At 71.9% G+C, this 14,342-nt stretch carries 12 protein-coding genes and 1 pseudogene; 9 read left to right on the top strand and 4 right to left on the bottom strand.

Going from position 1 to position 14,342, the window contains the following annotated elements; all coding sequences use genetic code 11:
• The 4 genes from G3I41_RS21665 to G3I41_RS21650 form a co-directional block, all read left to right on the top strand.
• Positions 1 to 815: alpha/beta hydrolase (locus G3I41_RS21665; RefSeq protein ID WP_164402063.1), on the top strand; the 815-nt coding region annotated here is incomplete at its 5' end.
• A 96-nt stretch (positions 816 to 911) separates the two neighbouring features.
• The gene (locus G3I41_RS21660) at positions 912 to 2,222 is read left to right on the top strand and encodes a histidine kinase (RefSeq protein WP_343242202.1); all 1,311 of its coding nucleotides are present in this window, start codon (positions 912 to 914) and stop codon (positions 2,220 to 2,222) included.
• Positions 2,219 to 2,899: a response regulator transcription factor gene (locus tag G3I41_RS21655; RefSeq protein ID WP_164402062.1), complete on the top strand. Its 681-nt coding sequence runs from the start codon at positions 2,219 to 2,221 to the stop codon at positions 2,897 to 2,899. Before G3I41_RS21660 ends, G3I41_RS21655 begins: the two co-directional genes overlap by 4 nt.
• A 149-nt stretch (positions 2,900 to 3,048) precedes the next feature.
• Positions 3,049 to 4,272: a cytochrome P450 gene (locus tag G3I41_RS21650; protein ID WP_164402061.1), complete on the top strand. Its 1,224-nt coding sequence runs from the start codon at positions 3,049 to 3,051 to the stop codon at positions 4,270 to 4,272.
• Between the two features lie 38 nt (positions 4,273 to 4,310).
• Here the strand turns inward: G3I41_RS21650 and G3I41_RS21645 are convergent, their stop codons facing one another.
• Positions 4,311 to 5,936 carry an ABC transporter permease gene (locus G3I41_RS21645; protein WP_164402060.1) on the bottom strand — a complete coding sequence of 542 codons (1,626 nt, stop codon included), beginning with the start codon at positions 5,934 to 5,936 and terminating at the stop codon, positions 4,311 to 4,313.
• Positions 5,933 to 6,847 (bottom strand): ABC transporter ATP-binding protein, encoded by a 915-nt coding sequence (locus G3I41_RS21640; RefSeq protein ID WP_164402059.1) that lies wholly within the window; start codon positions 6,845 to 6,847, stop codon positions 5,933 to 5,935. Before G3I41_RS21640 ends, G3I41_RS21645 begins: the two co-directional genes overlap by 4 nt.
• 99 nt (positions 6,848 to 6,946) lie before the next feature.
• Between G3I41_RS21640 and G3I41_RS21635 the strand changes: the two genes are divergently transcribed.
• Positions 6,947 to 7,501, top strand: coding sequence for a MarR family transcriptional regulator (locus G3I41_RS21635; protein WP_164402058.1), 555 nt, complete (start codon positions 6,947 to 6,949; stop codon positions 7,499 to 7,501).
• A gap of 13 nt (positions 7,502 to 7,514) precedes the next feature.
• Here G3I41_RS21635 and G3I41_RS21630 read toward each other — a convergent pair whose 3' ends face one another.
• A complete protein-coding gene (locus G3I41_RS21630; RefSeq protein ID WP_164402057.1) occupies positions 7,515 to 8,366 on the bottom strand; it encodes a diacylglycerol kinase in 852 nt (283 codons plus the stop codon).
• Positions 8,367 to 8,551: 185 nt separating this feature from the next.
• On the opposite strand from G3I41_RS21630, the gene G3I41_RS21625 reads away from it, so the two are divergent.
• The 4 genes from G3I41_RS21625 (at position 8,552) to dnaN (ending at position 13,298) form a co-directional block, all read left to right on the top strand.
• Positions 8,552 to 9,835 carry an adenylosuccinate synthase gene (locus tag G3I41_RS21625; protein ID WP_073966464.1) on the top strand — a complete coding sequence of 428 codons (1,284 nt, stop codon included), beginning with the start codon at positions 8,552 to 8,554 and terminating at the stop codon, positions 9,833 to 9,835.
• A 254-nt stretch (positions 9,836 to 10,089) separates the two neighbouring features.
• A complete protein-coding gene (locus tag G3I41_RS21620; RefSeq protein ID WP_203601453.1) occupies positions 10,090 to 10,920 on the top strand; it encodes a glycoside hydrolase family 19 protein in 831 nt (276 codons plus the stop codon).
• 189 nt (positions 10,921 to 11,109) lie between these two features.
• A complete protein-coding gene (locus G3I41_RS21615; RefSeq protein ID WP_164402056.1) occupies positions 11,110 to 12,006 on the top strand; it encodes a glycoside hydrolase family 19 protein in 897 nt (298 codons plus the stop codon).
• Between the two features lie 149 nt (positions 12,007 to 12,155).
• Positions 12,156 to 13,298 (top strand): DNA polymerase III subunit beta, encoded by a 1,143-nt coding sequence (gene dnaN / locus G3I41_RS21610; protein WP_164402055.1) that lies wholly within the window; start codon positions 12,156 to 12,158, stop codon positions 13,296 to 13,298.
• Positions 13,299 to 13,366: 68 nt separating this feature from the next.
• Here dnaN and G3I41_RS21605 read toward each other — a convergent pair.
• Positions 13,367 to 14,342 (bottom strand): annotated as a pseudogene (locus G3I41_RS21605) (serine/threonine protein kinase); the annotation flags it as partial.

The following is a 14,342-nucleotide window of genomic DNA, read 5'->3' as shown; positions in this document are numbered from 1 at the left end:
CGGCCGTCGCTCCCGACGCGTCCGCGGCCTACGGCAGCCACCCCGACCAGGTCATCGACTTCTACGCCCCGCGCGGGGGCCGCGCCGGAGCACCGGTCGTGGTCGTGCTGCACGGCGGCGCGTGGCGGGCTCCGTACGACCGCGCGCATGTGTCGCCGTTCGCGGGCTTCCTGGCGCGGCGCGGGTTCGCCGTGGCCAGTGTGGAGTACCGGCGCGGCAGCGAGCTTCCGCAGCAGCGCGGGACCGGCCCGGTCGCGGGGCGCTGGCCGGAGACTTTCGACGACGTGGCCGCCGCGATGGACGCGCTGCCGGAGCTGCTGGCGCGGGAGCTGCCGGCGGCGGACGTCCGCCGGATCGTGGTCACCGGGCACTCGGCGGGCGGGCAGCTGGCCCTGTGGGCCGCCGCCCGGCACGTACTGCCGGAGGGGTCGCCGTGGCGGCTCCCGGGGCCGCCCCCGCTGCGCGGCGTGGTGGCGCTCGCGCCGATCGCGGACTTCGGCTCGGCGGTCGCGCTCGACGTGTGCTCGGGCGCGATCGGGCAGCTTCTGGGGTCCGCGGAGGACTTCGCCGGGCGGAGCGCGCACGCCGACCCGTCGCGGCTGCTGCCCACGGGCATCGCGACCGCGGTCGTCCAGGGCACGACGGACCTCACGGTCCCGGCGGCCGTCTCCGAGGCGTTCGTGGACGCGGCGGCGAAGGAGGGCGAGACGGTGGGGCTGACCCTGCTGCCGGACGTCGGCCACTTCCCCCTGATCGACCCGGCCGCCGACGCGTGCGCGGTGGTCGCGGAGGAGATCGCCCAGCTCGCCTGGTAGGGCGTCGCGGCAGGGGCGCGTAGTACTTGCGACGGACGGCCGGGAATCCGCATCACTGCTGACGACCCGGCCCACCGCCCCGCCTACCGTGGAAGCGTGACCGAGACCAAGACCAGAAGCCCGGAGCTCCTGCTCGCCGCGCGTGCGATGAACGACCTCTGGGACGACCTCTTCGAGGACGCCTTCGCCTACCGGCCGCTGTCACCGATGCGCACGGACGGCCCCCTGACCAGGCGGTTGCCGAAGCGGATCGCGGCACGGGCCGCGTGGACCCCGCACGCGGCTGTGCTGGGCGCCGCGCTGATCACCTTCATGGCGGGGTTCACCGCGACCGGCAACGCCGGCGTCCTGCTGTCCGGACTGCTGCCCGCCGTCTGTGTGGCGATGACGCTGATCAGGCCGGTCGGGGCGTTCTGGATGTCGGTGGTTCAGGTGCCGGTGAACGTGGTGGTGGGCGGCTACGAACCGTGGGCGCCGAGCGTCTTCATCTCCCATCTCGTGGTGCTGTTCGTCGTCGCGGCCAGGACCCGGCCGCGCACCGCCGCCTGGATGTGGGCGCTCACGCTGCTGCTCGGCCTCGTCGTGGAGGGCGTCGTCACCGGCGGGGCCGGCGGCCCGAGCACCGCGGGCATGGCGGTGGTCTCGGCGTTCGCGCTGCTCCTGGTGAGCATGGTCCAGGTCCGGCGGGAGGCGCAGCGCGAGGTCACCGTGCAGCGCACCGTCACCGCCGTCGAGCGCGACCGGCGCACGCTGCTGGAGGAGCGCACCACGATCGCGCGCGAACTCCACGACGTGGTCGCCCACCACATGTCCGTCGTCGCCATCCAGGCCGAGGCCGCTCCGTACCGGGTGGAGAACCCGCCGCCCGAGCTGGAGCAGGTGTTCGTCACGATCCGGGAGAACGCCGTGGCCGCGCTCACCGAGCTGCGCCGGGTGCTCGGTGTCGTCCGGGCCGACGACTACGAGGCACCGGACGCGCCGCAACCCACCCTCGCCGACCTCGACCGGCTGCTCGCCAACGTGGGGGACGCGGGCCTGGTGACCGAGAAGGCGGTGACCGGCGCGGTCCGCGAACTGCCCCAGGGCGTCGAGCTGTCGGCGTACCGGATCATCCAGGAAGCCCTCAGCAACAGCCTGCGGCACGCCCCGGGCGCCACCGCCAGGGTCGAGATCGGCTACGTCCTCGGCGGGCTGGGCCTGCGCGTGGTCAACGGTCCGCCGACCGCTCCGGTGAAGCCGTCGCCGGGTGCCGGCCACGGGATCACCGGAATGCGGGAACGGGTCGCGATGCTGAACGGCGAGATGACCGCCGAGGCCACCGAAGAGGGCGGTTACGAGGTCACGGCCTTCATCCCGGCCCAGCAGACGGCGCCCGGGGCGTCCGGTGCCTTCAAGGAGCAGGTATGACGACGCAGCCCGCCGCCCCGCCGATCCGGGTTCTGATCGTGGACGACCAGATGATGGTCCGCGAGGGCTTCTCGGTCCTGCTCAACGCCATGCCGGGCATCGAGGTCGTCGGCGAGGCGGTGAACGGCCGCGAGGCCGTCTCCCAGGTTGCCGCGCTCCGCCCCGACGTCGTGCTCATGGACATCCGCATGCCGGAGCTCAACGGCATCGAGGCGACCCGCGAGATCGTCGCCGCGGACGCGGACGCGAAGGTTCTGGTCCTCACCACCTTCGACCTCGACGAATACGTTTACCAAGCCCTGCGCGCGGGGGCCTCCGGCTTCCTCCTCAAGGACGCCTCGGCCCGCCAGCTCGCCGACGGCGTACGGGTGGTCGCCTCCGGCGAGGCGCTGCTGGCCCCCACCGTGACCCGTCGCCTGATCACCGAGTTCTCCAGACTCGCCTCCGCTCCCCGCCCTCCGGCCCTGGCCCGGGTCGGTGAGCTCACCGAGCGCGAGACGGAGGTGCTCGTCCTCATCGCCCAGGGCCTGTCGAACGCGGAGATCGCCGGACACCTCGTGGTCGCCGAGTCGACCATCAAGACCCACGTGAGCCGCATCCTGGTCAAACTCGGGCTGCGCGACCGCACCCAGGCCGCCGTCTTCGCTTACGAGGCGCGCCTGGTCACCCCTTCCTGAGCACCGCGGTCCCGAAGCACCGCGGTCCCGGAGCGCAGTGGTCCCGGGGCACAGTGGTCCCGGGGCACCGCGGACCCGCCGGGCCGGGCCCTCCACCCGCGGCCACGGTGGGACTGGCCCGTCGTGGGCGGCCCGGTTAGCGTCGGCCCATGGACCAGCCCAGCACCTCCCCCGCCCCGTTCGACCCTTGGTCGGCGGCGTTCGTCGCCGACCCGTACCCCGCCTATGCCGAGCTGCGGGCCACCGGCCGGGCGCACTACTTCGAAGCCACCGACCAATGGCTCGTCCCGCACCACGCAGACGTGTCGGCCCTCCTGCGTGACCGGCGGCTGGGGCGCACCTACCTCCACCGGTTCACGCACGAGGAGTTCGGCCGGACGCCGCCACCCCCGGAGCACGAGCCGTTCGAGACGCTCAACGGGCAAGGGCTGCTGGACCTCGAACCGCCGGACCACACCCGCATCCGGCGCCTGGTGTCCAAGGCGTTCACCCCACGCACCGTCGAACAGCTCGTCCCCACCGTCCAGCGGCTGGCCGCCGGACTCGCGGACGACTTCGTCGCGCAGGGCGGGGGCGACCTGCTGGCGGCCGTCGCCGAGCCGCTGCCCGTCGCCGTGATCGCCGAGATGCTCGGTATCCCGGAGTCCGACCGGGCCCCGCTGCGGCCCTGGTCCGCGGCGATCTGCGGGATGTTCGAGCTCAACCCGTCCGAGGACACCGCCCGCGCCGCCGTCCGTGCTTCCCTCGAATTCTCCGCGTATCTGCGTGAGCTGATCGCCGAGCGACGCGCGCATCCGGGCACCGACCTCGTCTCCGCCCTCGTCGCCGCCCACGACGAGGGCGAGCGGCTGACCGAGCAGGAGATGGTCTCCACCTGCGTCCTCCTCCTGAACGCCGGGCACGAGGCGACCGTCAACACCACGGTCAACGGCTGGTGGACGCTGCTGCGCCACCCCGGGCAACTGGCCGCCCTCCGCGCCGACCACGGGCTCCTGCCCACGGCGCTCGAAGAACTGATGCGGTACGACACCCCCCTCCAGATGTTCGAGCGCTGGGTCCTGGACGACATCGAGATCGACGGCACGGTCATCCCCCGGGGTTCCGAGGTGGCGCTGCTCTTCGGCTCCGCCAACCGCGACCCCGCCCGCTTCGCGGCCCCGGACACCCTGGACCTCACCCGGCGGGAGAACCCGCACATCACCTTCGGCGCCGGCATCCACTTCTGCCTGGGCGCCCCGCTCGCCCGGGTCGAACTGGCCGCCTCCTTCGGTGAGCTGTTGCGCAAGGCACCCGGACTGCGACTGGCCGCCGAGCCCGAGTGGAACCCGGGCTACGTCATCAGGGGCCTGAAGGAGTTGCGGGTCGAGGTGTGAGGCCGTGGCGGGCGCCCTTCCCGCCCGCCCGCACCGCCTCAGGTCACCAGGTCCCGGCGGCGCAGCGCCGCCAGGGCCGCGGCCACCAGCAGCGCCGACATCACGGTGAGGAGCGCCACCGGACCCCACTCCATCCCCGCTCCTGGCAGCTTCGGCAGATGTGTGAACGGCGACGCGTCCATCACCGGCTGCGGCAGGTCCAGGGCTGGCCCGATCCAGCCGAGCGCCAGGCAGAGCCCCACCACGCCCCAGCTCGCCGGAGCCGCCTTCGGTATCGCCCCGTGGAGCAGGGCCGTGATCCCGCCGAGCAGCCAGACGGCGGGCAGTTGCACCAGGCAGGCGCCGAGCACGGCCGGAAGCGCGTGACCGTATCCCGCCGCCAGACCGAGACCACCGACCGCCATGAGCAGGGCCGCCCCGCCGAAGGCGATGAGCAGATGGCCCCCCGCCCAGCGGAGCCGGCCGACCCCGCCCGCGAGTACCGGCTCCGCGCGGCCGGCGGTCTCCTCTCCGTGCAGCCGGAGCACCGACGCGGCGATGTACAGAGCGGCGACTGTGCCGAGCACGGAGACCATCGAGGCGAGGAAGGCATCGGTGAGGCCGGACTGCCCACCCATCCGCTCGAAGATCTCCCGGGCCTTCTCGCTGTCCCCGACCAGGTCCGCCGCCCCGCCGGCCAGTCCGCCGAAGACGAACCCGACCACGCCGAAGGACACCGCCCACCCCAGGAGCGCGCCGCGTTGCAGACGTGTCGCGAGGCTCCAGGCGGTGGACATCCGGCCCCGCGCCGGCCCCGGACGCGCGGCCAGGAAGCTCATGCCGACATCCCGGCGCCCGGCCAGCACGTATGCCACGAGGCATTGCGCCGCCACCGCGCCTGCGATCACGAGGAGTGCCCACCACCGCTCGTCCGCGTACGGCCGGACATTCTCCGCCCAGCCGAGCGGAGAGAGCCAGGTGAGGAGGGAGGGGCCGTCGTCCGCGGCCGAGTCGCCCGCCGCCTTCAGGACGAACGCGGCACCCACCGCCGCCGCCGTGGCCCCCTTGGCGAGGCGCCCGCTCTCCGTGAACTGTGCGACGATCGCCGCCGTGCAGGCGAACAGCACACCGACCCCGGCGACGGCCGACGCGAGCGCCACCGCCCCCGTGCCCCCCGCACCCGAGCCGGCCATTCCGGCTGTGATCACCAGGGCCAGGCCGGCGTTGGCGACCACGGCCGCGAGCAGTGCGGCGGTGAGCGGGGCACAGCGTCCCACCCTCGCCGACGAGAGCATCTCCTGACGGCCCGTCTCCTCCTCCTCGCGGGTGTGGCGCACGACGACGACCAGGCTCATCACCGCTGCCAGCGCCGCGCCGAAGGCGAGCATGCGCCAGCTGACCAGCCCACCGACGGAGTCGTCGAACACGGGCCCGTACATCGCCCGCACCGAGCTGTTGCCGTTCATCGACGCGGCGAGGTGGGCTCGCTGGGCCGGCGTTTCGTAGAGCGACGCGATGGACGTGCCGACCGAGGAGAAGGAGCCGCCGAGGACGAGCACCCAGACGGGGATGACGATGCGGTCGCGCCGCAGTGCGAGCCTCAGCAGGGTCCAGGTCCCGGTGAGCTGCCCGGCGGACGCCCGGCGTCGCACAGCGGCCTTCGCTCCGAGGGACACGGCGGTCATCGCGCCACCACCTCCGACGACTGCTCGGCGTCCGCCGCGTAGTGGCGGAGGAAGAGCTCCTCCAGCGTGGGCGGGGTGCACGTCAGCGAGCGGACTCCGGACGAGGAGAGGGACTTGAGGACGGCGTCCAATCGGTCCGTGGTCACCTGGAGCGAGACCCGCCGCCCTTCGATGTCGAGGTCATGGACCCCGGGGATCCGTGCCAGGCCGTCCGGATCGCGTATCAGCTCGGCGCTGATGTGCGTCCGCGTCAGATGACGCATGTCCGCCAGTGAACCGGTCTCCACCGTCCGGCCCCGGCGGATGATGCTGACCCGGTCGCAGAGCGATTCGACCTCGCTCAGAATGTGACTGGACAGCAGCACCGTCCGGCCCCGCTCGCGCTCCTCCGCCACGCAGCTCTGGAAGACCTCCTCCATTAGCGGGTCGAGCCCGCTGGTCGGCTCGTCCAGGATCAGCAGGTCGACGTCCGACGCGAAAGCGGCGACCAGGGCCACCTTCTGCCGGTTGCCCTTGGAATACGTCCGCCCCTTCTTCGTCGGGTCGAGCTCGAAGCGGTCCACGAGGTCCGCGCGCCGGGCCGCGTCGAGGCCGCCGCGCAACCGCCCGTACAGGTCGATCACCTCGCCGCCGGAGAGGTTGCGCCACAGCGTGACGTCCCCGGGGACGTAGGCCACGCGCCGGTGCAGCTCGACCGCGTCGTGCCAGGGGTCGCGGCCGAGAAGCCGGGCCGCGCCGGAGTCGGCTCTGAGCAGCCCCAGAAGGACCCGGATGGTGGTGGACTTCCCCGACCCGTTCGGGCCGAGGAAGCCGTGGACCTCACCAGTCTCGACGGCCAGGTCGAGCCCGTCCAGCGCCTGCGTCCGGCCGAACGATTTGCACAGTCCGGCCACGGTGATTGCCTTCGTCATGATTTTGAACGTACGCTACTTTCACAACTTTGTGAAGTTAAGGAACCGTATAAACTCGAAGGAGTGACATGCAGTGGCGCACCGAGGAAGAGGAGCGGGATGAGCGGCGGATCCGCAGAGGAGAGCGCGGTCGATGGCGCGGTCCGGAGCCCGGGGGACCGGGACACCGAGGCGGTCGCGCGGTTCGTGGAGCGGTTCGCGTCCGAGATGACCGAGGCGGGGATGCAGCGCATGGCCTCGCGCGTCTTCGCGGCCCTGCTCGCGGACGACGACGCCTCGATGACCTCGGCGGAGCTCGCCCTGGCCCTGCAGATCAGTCCCGCCGCCGTGTCCGGCGCGATCAACTACCTCACGCAGGTCAGCATGGTCGGCCGCGAACGCGAACCGGGCTCGCGCCGTGACCGGTACCGCCTGCACAACGAGATCTGGTACACCACCTTCGCCAGCCGCGACCAGGTCCTCGTCCGCTGGGAGCGCACCCTCAGGGAAGGTGCGCGCACGCTCGGCGAGCACACCCCGGCCGGCGCACGGATCGCCGAGACGGCGGCGTTCTTCGAGTTCCTGCAGGCGGAACTGGAGGGGCTGATGGGCCGCTGGGAGGAGCACCGCAAGACCCTCGACCTGCCGACGGGCAGCACCGGCGCGGGCACCTGAGCACCCGCGCCCGCTACCCCGCCGGGAGCATCAGCCCCCAGGCCCCCGCCCGGACCGTCCACGTCCGGGTCCGCACCGGCCCCGCGACCTGTAGGTCCGCCCGGTAGCGGAAGTCCGCACCCGAGACCGTGACCGCCTTCGCCTCCGTGGTGACCGGGGCGGTGTCCGGCGCGTCGATCGTCACGGCGGCCAGGCCGTCGTCGCCGCAGCCCGACGTCACCGTCACGGAGGCGACCGGGCGGTCGAGGTCGTTCAGCACGACGCCGTCGGCCTCCACGCGCAGCCGGTGCGTCGGTGGCACGGCCGGCGGTTCCGGAGGCGCGGGGCGCACCAGGGTGCGGACCAGCGAGCGGCAGGCGTCCCAGACGGAGGTGACGCCCGAGCGGTCGGCTCCCGCCCCAGGGGCTCCGTTCAGCGCGGGGATGCGCAGTGCGCCCAGGACCACACCGTCGCTGTCGTCGACGAGCAGGTCGAGGCGCCGCACCGCCCCGTCCAGCGCCGTGCGCGCCGCCGCCACGGCGCCGTTCGGCACGCCGAGCGAGTGGGCGAGTTCCAGCGCGCCCGACGCGCCGACGGGAACGAGGGACAACGCGCTCATGGCGGGCTCCCGCTCCCGGTGCAGCAGCGACACGGCACGCCGCAGCGCCCGGTCGTCGCCGACCACCACCGGGCGCCGACCGCCCCGGCGGGACAGGGCCCGGGCGAATTCCCCGGGGCTGTCCGGGAGGCAGATCTTGGCGTGCGAGCCCGCGCTCAGCACGTCTTTCGCGATGCGGACGGACTCGCCGTCCGTCCGGCGGGCGACCGGATCGATCACCACCAGCAGGTGGGGCGCACCGTTACCGGGGGGCTGGGCAGCCGACACCTCGGTCCTTCCTCGGGTAGCATCTTGGTGCAAGAGCCCCTTGCGCTATTGCGCCAGGGGTTTCGTCTATTCCGGGGCACCCGGTTCGACGGTTCGGACTGTGCCGTACAACGACGTACGGCATGTACGGCGTTTTCGTACGCCCCTGACCTTGGACATGCCCCGCCCGGAAGGGGTGTACGCCTGTGCCCGCACTTGTGCTGCTCGGTGCTCAGTGGGGTGACGAGGGCAAGGGAAAGGCCACCGACCTCCTCGGTGGATCCGTGGACTATGTGGTGCGCTACCAGGGCGGCAACAACGCCGGCCACACGGTGGTCGTCGGTGACCAGAAGTACGCACTGCATCTCCTCCCCTCCGGCATCCTGTCACCGGGATGTACCCCGGTCATCGGTAACGGTGTCGTCGTCGACCCGGCGGTCCTGCTCTCCGAGCTGAGTGGGCTGAACGACCGCGGCGTGGACACGTCGAAGCTGCTGATCAGCGGCAACGCTCATTTGATCACCCCGTACAACGTCACCGTCGACAAGGTGACGGAACGGTTCCTCGGGAAGCGCAAGATCGGCACCACCGGGCGCGGCATCGGCCCGACGTACGCCGACAAGATCAACCGGGTCGGCATCCGCGTCCAGGACCTCTACGACGAGTCGATCCTGGAGCAGAAGGTCGAGGCGGCCCTGGAACAGAAGAACCAGCTTCTGGCCAAGGTCTTCAACCGGCGCGCCATCGAGGCCGGCAAGGTCGTCGAGGACATGCTCCAGTACGCGGAGCAGCTGAAGCCCTACGTGGCCGACACGACGCTCGTCCTGAACAACGCCATCGACGCGGGCAAGGTCGTCCTGTTCGAGGGCGGTCAGGGCACCCTGCTCGACGTCGATCACGGCACGTACCCGTTCGTGACCTCCTCGAACCCGACCGCGGGCGGCGCCTGCACCGGTGCCGGCGTCGGTCCGACCAAGATCAGCCGGGTCATCGGCATCCTCAAGGCGTACACGACCCGGGTCGGTGCCGGGCCGTTCCCGACGGAGCTGCACGACGAGGACGGCGAGGCGCTGCGGCGGATCGGCGGCGAGCGCGGTGTCACCACCGGCCGCGACCGCCGGTGCGGCTGGTTCGACGCGGTCATCGCGCGGTACGCGACCCGGGTCAACGGCCTCACCGACTTCTTCCTCACCAAGCTGGACGTGCTGACCGGCTGGGAGCAGATCCCGGTGTGCGTCGCGTACGAGATCGACGGCAAGCGCGTCGAGGAGCTCCCGTACAGCCAGACCGACTTCCACCACGCGAAGCCGGTGTACGAGATGCTTCCGGGCTGGTCCGAGGACATCACCAAGGCGAAGACGTTCGCCGACCTGCCGAAGAACGCGCAGGCGTACGTGAAGGCGCTGGAAGAGATGTCCGGCGCCCCGATCTCCGCGATCGGCGTCGGCCCCGGCCGTACCGAGACCATCGAGATCAACTCGTTCCTGTAGTCGTACGGGTGCACAGGAGGGCCGGGGCGGCGGTTGAGCCCCGGCCCTCCGGCATGTGCACGCTCCACGCGAACGGCTGGTCTAGACCTTGACAGGTCCAGACCAGCGGCGATTGGGTGCAGGGATGCCCGCACGGCCTGCCCGCCGAGGTGTGCGGCGCACCATGCCCGTCCTCGTCGAAGGAGTGAGCAGCGCTGAACCGCATCAAGAGCATCCTGACCGTACTGAGCGCGGTCGTCGCCACGGCAGCCTTCCTGCCCGGCGTCGCCACCGCCGCACCGGCCGCACCGGACGCCGCAGGCTCCGTGTCGTGCGCACTCCTGTGGAACTCCTCGACCGCCTATCCGGCGGGCGGCGCGGTCTCGCACCACGGCCGCAACTGGACGGCGAAGTGGTGGACGCGGAACGAGAACCCGGGCGCCACCACCGTCTGGGCGGACGCGGGCGCCTGTACGGGAGGGGTTTCCGACTTCGTCATCAGCGAGGCGGAGTTCGACGAGATCTTCCCCGAGCGCGACCCCTTCTACACCTACCAGGGCCTGATCGACGCGCTGCACGCGTATCCCCGCTTCGCCAACACCGGGACCGAGGAGACCAGGAGCCGGGAGGCCGCGGCGTTCCTGACGCATGCCGACTTCGAGTCGGTCGGTCTGCGGTACGTGAAGGAGATCAACGAGGCCAACTACTGGATCAAGTGCGACTACAGCCAGCCGTTCGGCTGTCCGGCCGGCCAGTCCGCCTACTACGGACGCGGCCCGATCATGTTCAGTTGGAACTTCAACTACAAGGCGGCGGGGGACGCGCTCGGCCTCGACCTGCTCAACGACCCCTGGCTGGTGGAGCGTGATCCGTCCGTCGCCTGGCAGACCGCGCTCTGGTACTGGAACACCCAGAACGGTCCCGGAACCATGACCTCCCATGACGCCATGGTCGGCGGGGCCGGCTTCGGTGAGACCATCCGCTCACTCAACGGCTCTCTGGAGTGCAACGGCGGGAACCCCGGCTCGGTGCAGGCCCGGGCGGCCAAGTACGAGCACATCACGGATGTCATCGGCGTCAACCCGGGCTCTCATCTGACCTGCTGACGCCTCCTCGAGCCCCGGGGCCGACGCGATCGGCGCATCGTGAGGAGGCCCCGGGGTCCTCGTGGTCGCAGAGATTCCGTTCTTTTGGTCTAGACCTTGACAGGTCCAGACCAAGCGCGCTTGAGTGGCGGCAACCCCCCACAGCGGTGTGCCGCGACGACCGGTGTGCCGCGACGAAGGAGTGTGCAGATGTTCCGACGCATCATGGGCCTGCTCGCCGCGCTGGGCGCGGTCGTCGCAGGGCTCGTCGTACTCCCCGCCACCACCGCCTCGGCCGCCGACTGCGCGGCCGCGTGGAACGCCTCGTCCGTGTACACGGGCGGCGGGTCCGCCTCGTACAACGGACACAACTGGACCGCCAAGTGGTGGACGCAGAACGAGAAACCGGGCAGCTCGGACGTCTGGGCCGACCATGGCGCCTGCGGAGGCGGAGGCGGCACGGACCCGGGCGGCCCGGGCTCGTCCTCCGGCTTCGTGGTCAGCGAGGCGCAGTTCAACCAGATGTTCCCCGGTCGCAGTTCCTTCTATACGTACAGCGGGCTGGTCGCCGCTCTGGACGCCTATCCGGGCTTCGCCAACACCGGCAGTGACACCGTGAAGAAGCAGGAGGCCGCGGCCTTCCTCGCCAACGTCAGCCACGAGACCGGCGGACTGGTGTACATCGTCGAGCAGAACACCGCCAACTACCCGCACTACTGCGACAGCAGCCAGCCCTACGGGTGCCCGGCCGGCCAGGCCGCGTACTACGGGCGCGGCCCGATCCAGCTCAGCTGGAACTTCAACTACAAGGCCGCGGGCGACGCGCTGGGCATCGACCTGCTCCACAACCCGAACCTGGTGCAGACCGACGCCGCCGTGGCCTGGAAGACCGGCCTCTGGTACTGGAACACCCAGAACGGCCCCGGCACCATGACCGCCCACAACGCCATGGTGAACGGCGCCGGCTTCGGCGAGACGATCCGCTCCATCAACGGCTCGATCGAGTGCAACGGCGGCAACCCCGCCCAGGTCCAGAGCCGTATCAACAAGTACCAGGCGTTCGTGCAGATCCTCGGGACCACGCCCGGCTCCAACTTGAGCTGCTGACCAGCGCTTTCACCCGGCAACTTCACTCGTGTGGGGGACGCCTCCGACCTCGCGGACGGAGGCGTTCCCCGCTTCGTTGTCAGTGGTCGCCTCTAACGTCGCAAGCATCGGGACCGCAGGCGGTCGGCGCACGAGGAGAGGTCAGCACGATGGAATTCCGGATCGAACGGGGCGAGCTGGCGGATGCCGTCGCCTGGGCCGCCCGCGTTCTGCCCACCCGGTCGCCCGTGCCCGTCCTGGGCGGTCTGCTGCTGGAGGCGACGGACGACAGACTGAGCATCTCCGGCCTGGACTACGAGGCATCCGCCCGCATCGAGGTCGCGGCGCGGACCGAACGGCCGGGGAAGGTCCTGGTCATGGGCCGCCGGCTGCTCGACGTGTGCAAGGTGCTGCCCGATGGACCGGTGGAATGCGCGGTTGAGGGTTCACGGTTCACGGTGACGGGCGGCGGCGCCGGATTCGGTCTGTCCGTCCTGCCGCTGGACGACTACCCCGCGCTGCCGCCGCTCCCCGAGATACTCGGTGAGGTGGACGGGCAGGAGTTCGCGGCAGCCGTCGCCGACGTGTCGGTGGCCGCCGGCCGGGACGACACCCTCCCCACGCTCACCGGAATCCGCCTGGCGCTCGACGGCGAGCGGATGACCCTCGCGGCCACCGACCGCTACCGCTTCGCCGTCCGTACGCTCGACTGGCGGCCCACGGGGCACGGCACCACCGCCGACGTCGTCGTCTCGGCCCGTCGGCTCAGCGAGATCGCCCGCTCGGTCGGCGCCCGCCCCGGCACGGTCCGCCTCGCCCTGGACAGCGGTTCGGCGGGCTTCGAACGGGAGGGCATGCGCACCACGGTCCGGCTGCTCGACGGCCGGCTCCCGCGCCACGACAAGCTGTTCGTGCTGAGCGGGCCGGTCAAGGCGGTGACCGAGCGCGAACCGCTGGTCGAGGCGGTGAAGCGGGTCGCGGTCGTGGCGGACGGCGACAGCCCGCTCCAGTTCGTGTTCAGCGGGGACTCCGTCCTGCTCCAGGCCGGGTACGAGGACGACGTGGCTTCCCAGCGCCTGCCCGCCGGGCTCCTGGGCGCCGACGAGATCGCTGTGGGGTTCAACCCCTCCTACCTGATGGACGCGCTGGCCACGTTCGACAGCCCGGTGCTCCGGTTCCAGCTCATGGGCCAGGGGCAGCGCGCCATGATCACCGGACACCGGGACCATGAGGAAGCGGTGGCAGCGGCGGACGGGGTGGGGGACACGGTCCACCAGCACCTGCTCATGTCGCTCCGGCCGCTGATCCAGTGAAACCGGCGGCGGGGCAGGGCAGCGGGCGGCCGTGCGCACGCACCGGCGCTCCCGCCCGGCCCGGCGCGTCAGCCGGACTTCGTGTACGTGAGCTTTTCACCGCTGGACGTGTTCTCACGTCTCAGACTGCCGTCCGGGAGCAGGGTGAGCGTCGTCGGAGCCCCCGGGGAGCAGGAAGCCGCAGGCTCCCCCTCCGTCACGGTGGAGGGGCCGATGCTGACGGACTCGCCTTCGGCGGCCTCGGCGGTCAGGGGCGCCTCGAAGACGCAGTGGTAGGTGCCGCCGTCGGCGAGGGGGCCCTCGGCGGTCAGGGTGAGGACCGTGTCGCCCGCCTCGCCCTGGTGGATGACGAGTTCACGGGTGGAGTGGCCGGTGTCGTTGTCGATGCTGCCGGACCAGGAGCCCAGGTAGCCGTCGGGGATGCCGCCCTCCTCGCCGTTGCCCCCGTCGTCGGGCGAGGGGTCCGGGGAGACATCGGGGGAGGGGGACTCGTCGACGGCCCGGGTCGGTGTGGGCCCGGCCGAGTGGGTGGGCTTCGCCGTGGGCGTCCCGCCCTTGTCGTTCATGAGGGCGTAGACGGACCCGCCGGCGCCTACGGCGACCAGTACGGCGACGAGGATCAGCGCGATGGTCGAGCCGCTGTTCCTGCGGGCCGGTTCGGGAGCGGGGGCCGGATGCTGCGTGCCGGCGGGGTACCCGGGGCCGTACGGGGGAGTGGCGCCCTGGCCGGGCTGTGGCGGGTAGCCGTACGGGTAGCCGTGGTCCGGGCTCGGCTGCTGGGGGTAGCCGTATGCCTGGCCCTGGCCGGACTGCTGCGGATAGCCGTATCCCGGGCCGGGGGCGGGCTGCTGCGGGTGGCCGTAGCCCTGGACCTGCTGAGGCTGGGCGGCCTGGTGCGGGTAGCCGTAACCGTAGCCGGGCGGCGGGGCGACGGGGGGCGGCCCGCTCGGCGGCGTGGCGACGGGACCGGCCGCGCCGGGGTCCGCGGTGGGGAGCGCGTGGCCGGCGCCGGACCCGGGCTGCCCGGGGGACGGCAGAGGGGCG

This window comes from Streptomyces sp. SID9727, assembly GCF_010550605.1.
Taxonomy (GTDB): domain Bacteria; phylum Actinomycetota; class Actinomycetes; order Streptomycetales; family Streptomycetaceae; genus Streptomyces.
This window is presented reverse-complemented; position numbering and strand designations above follow the sequence as displayed.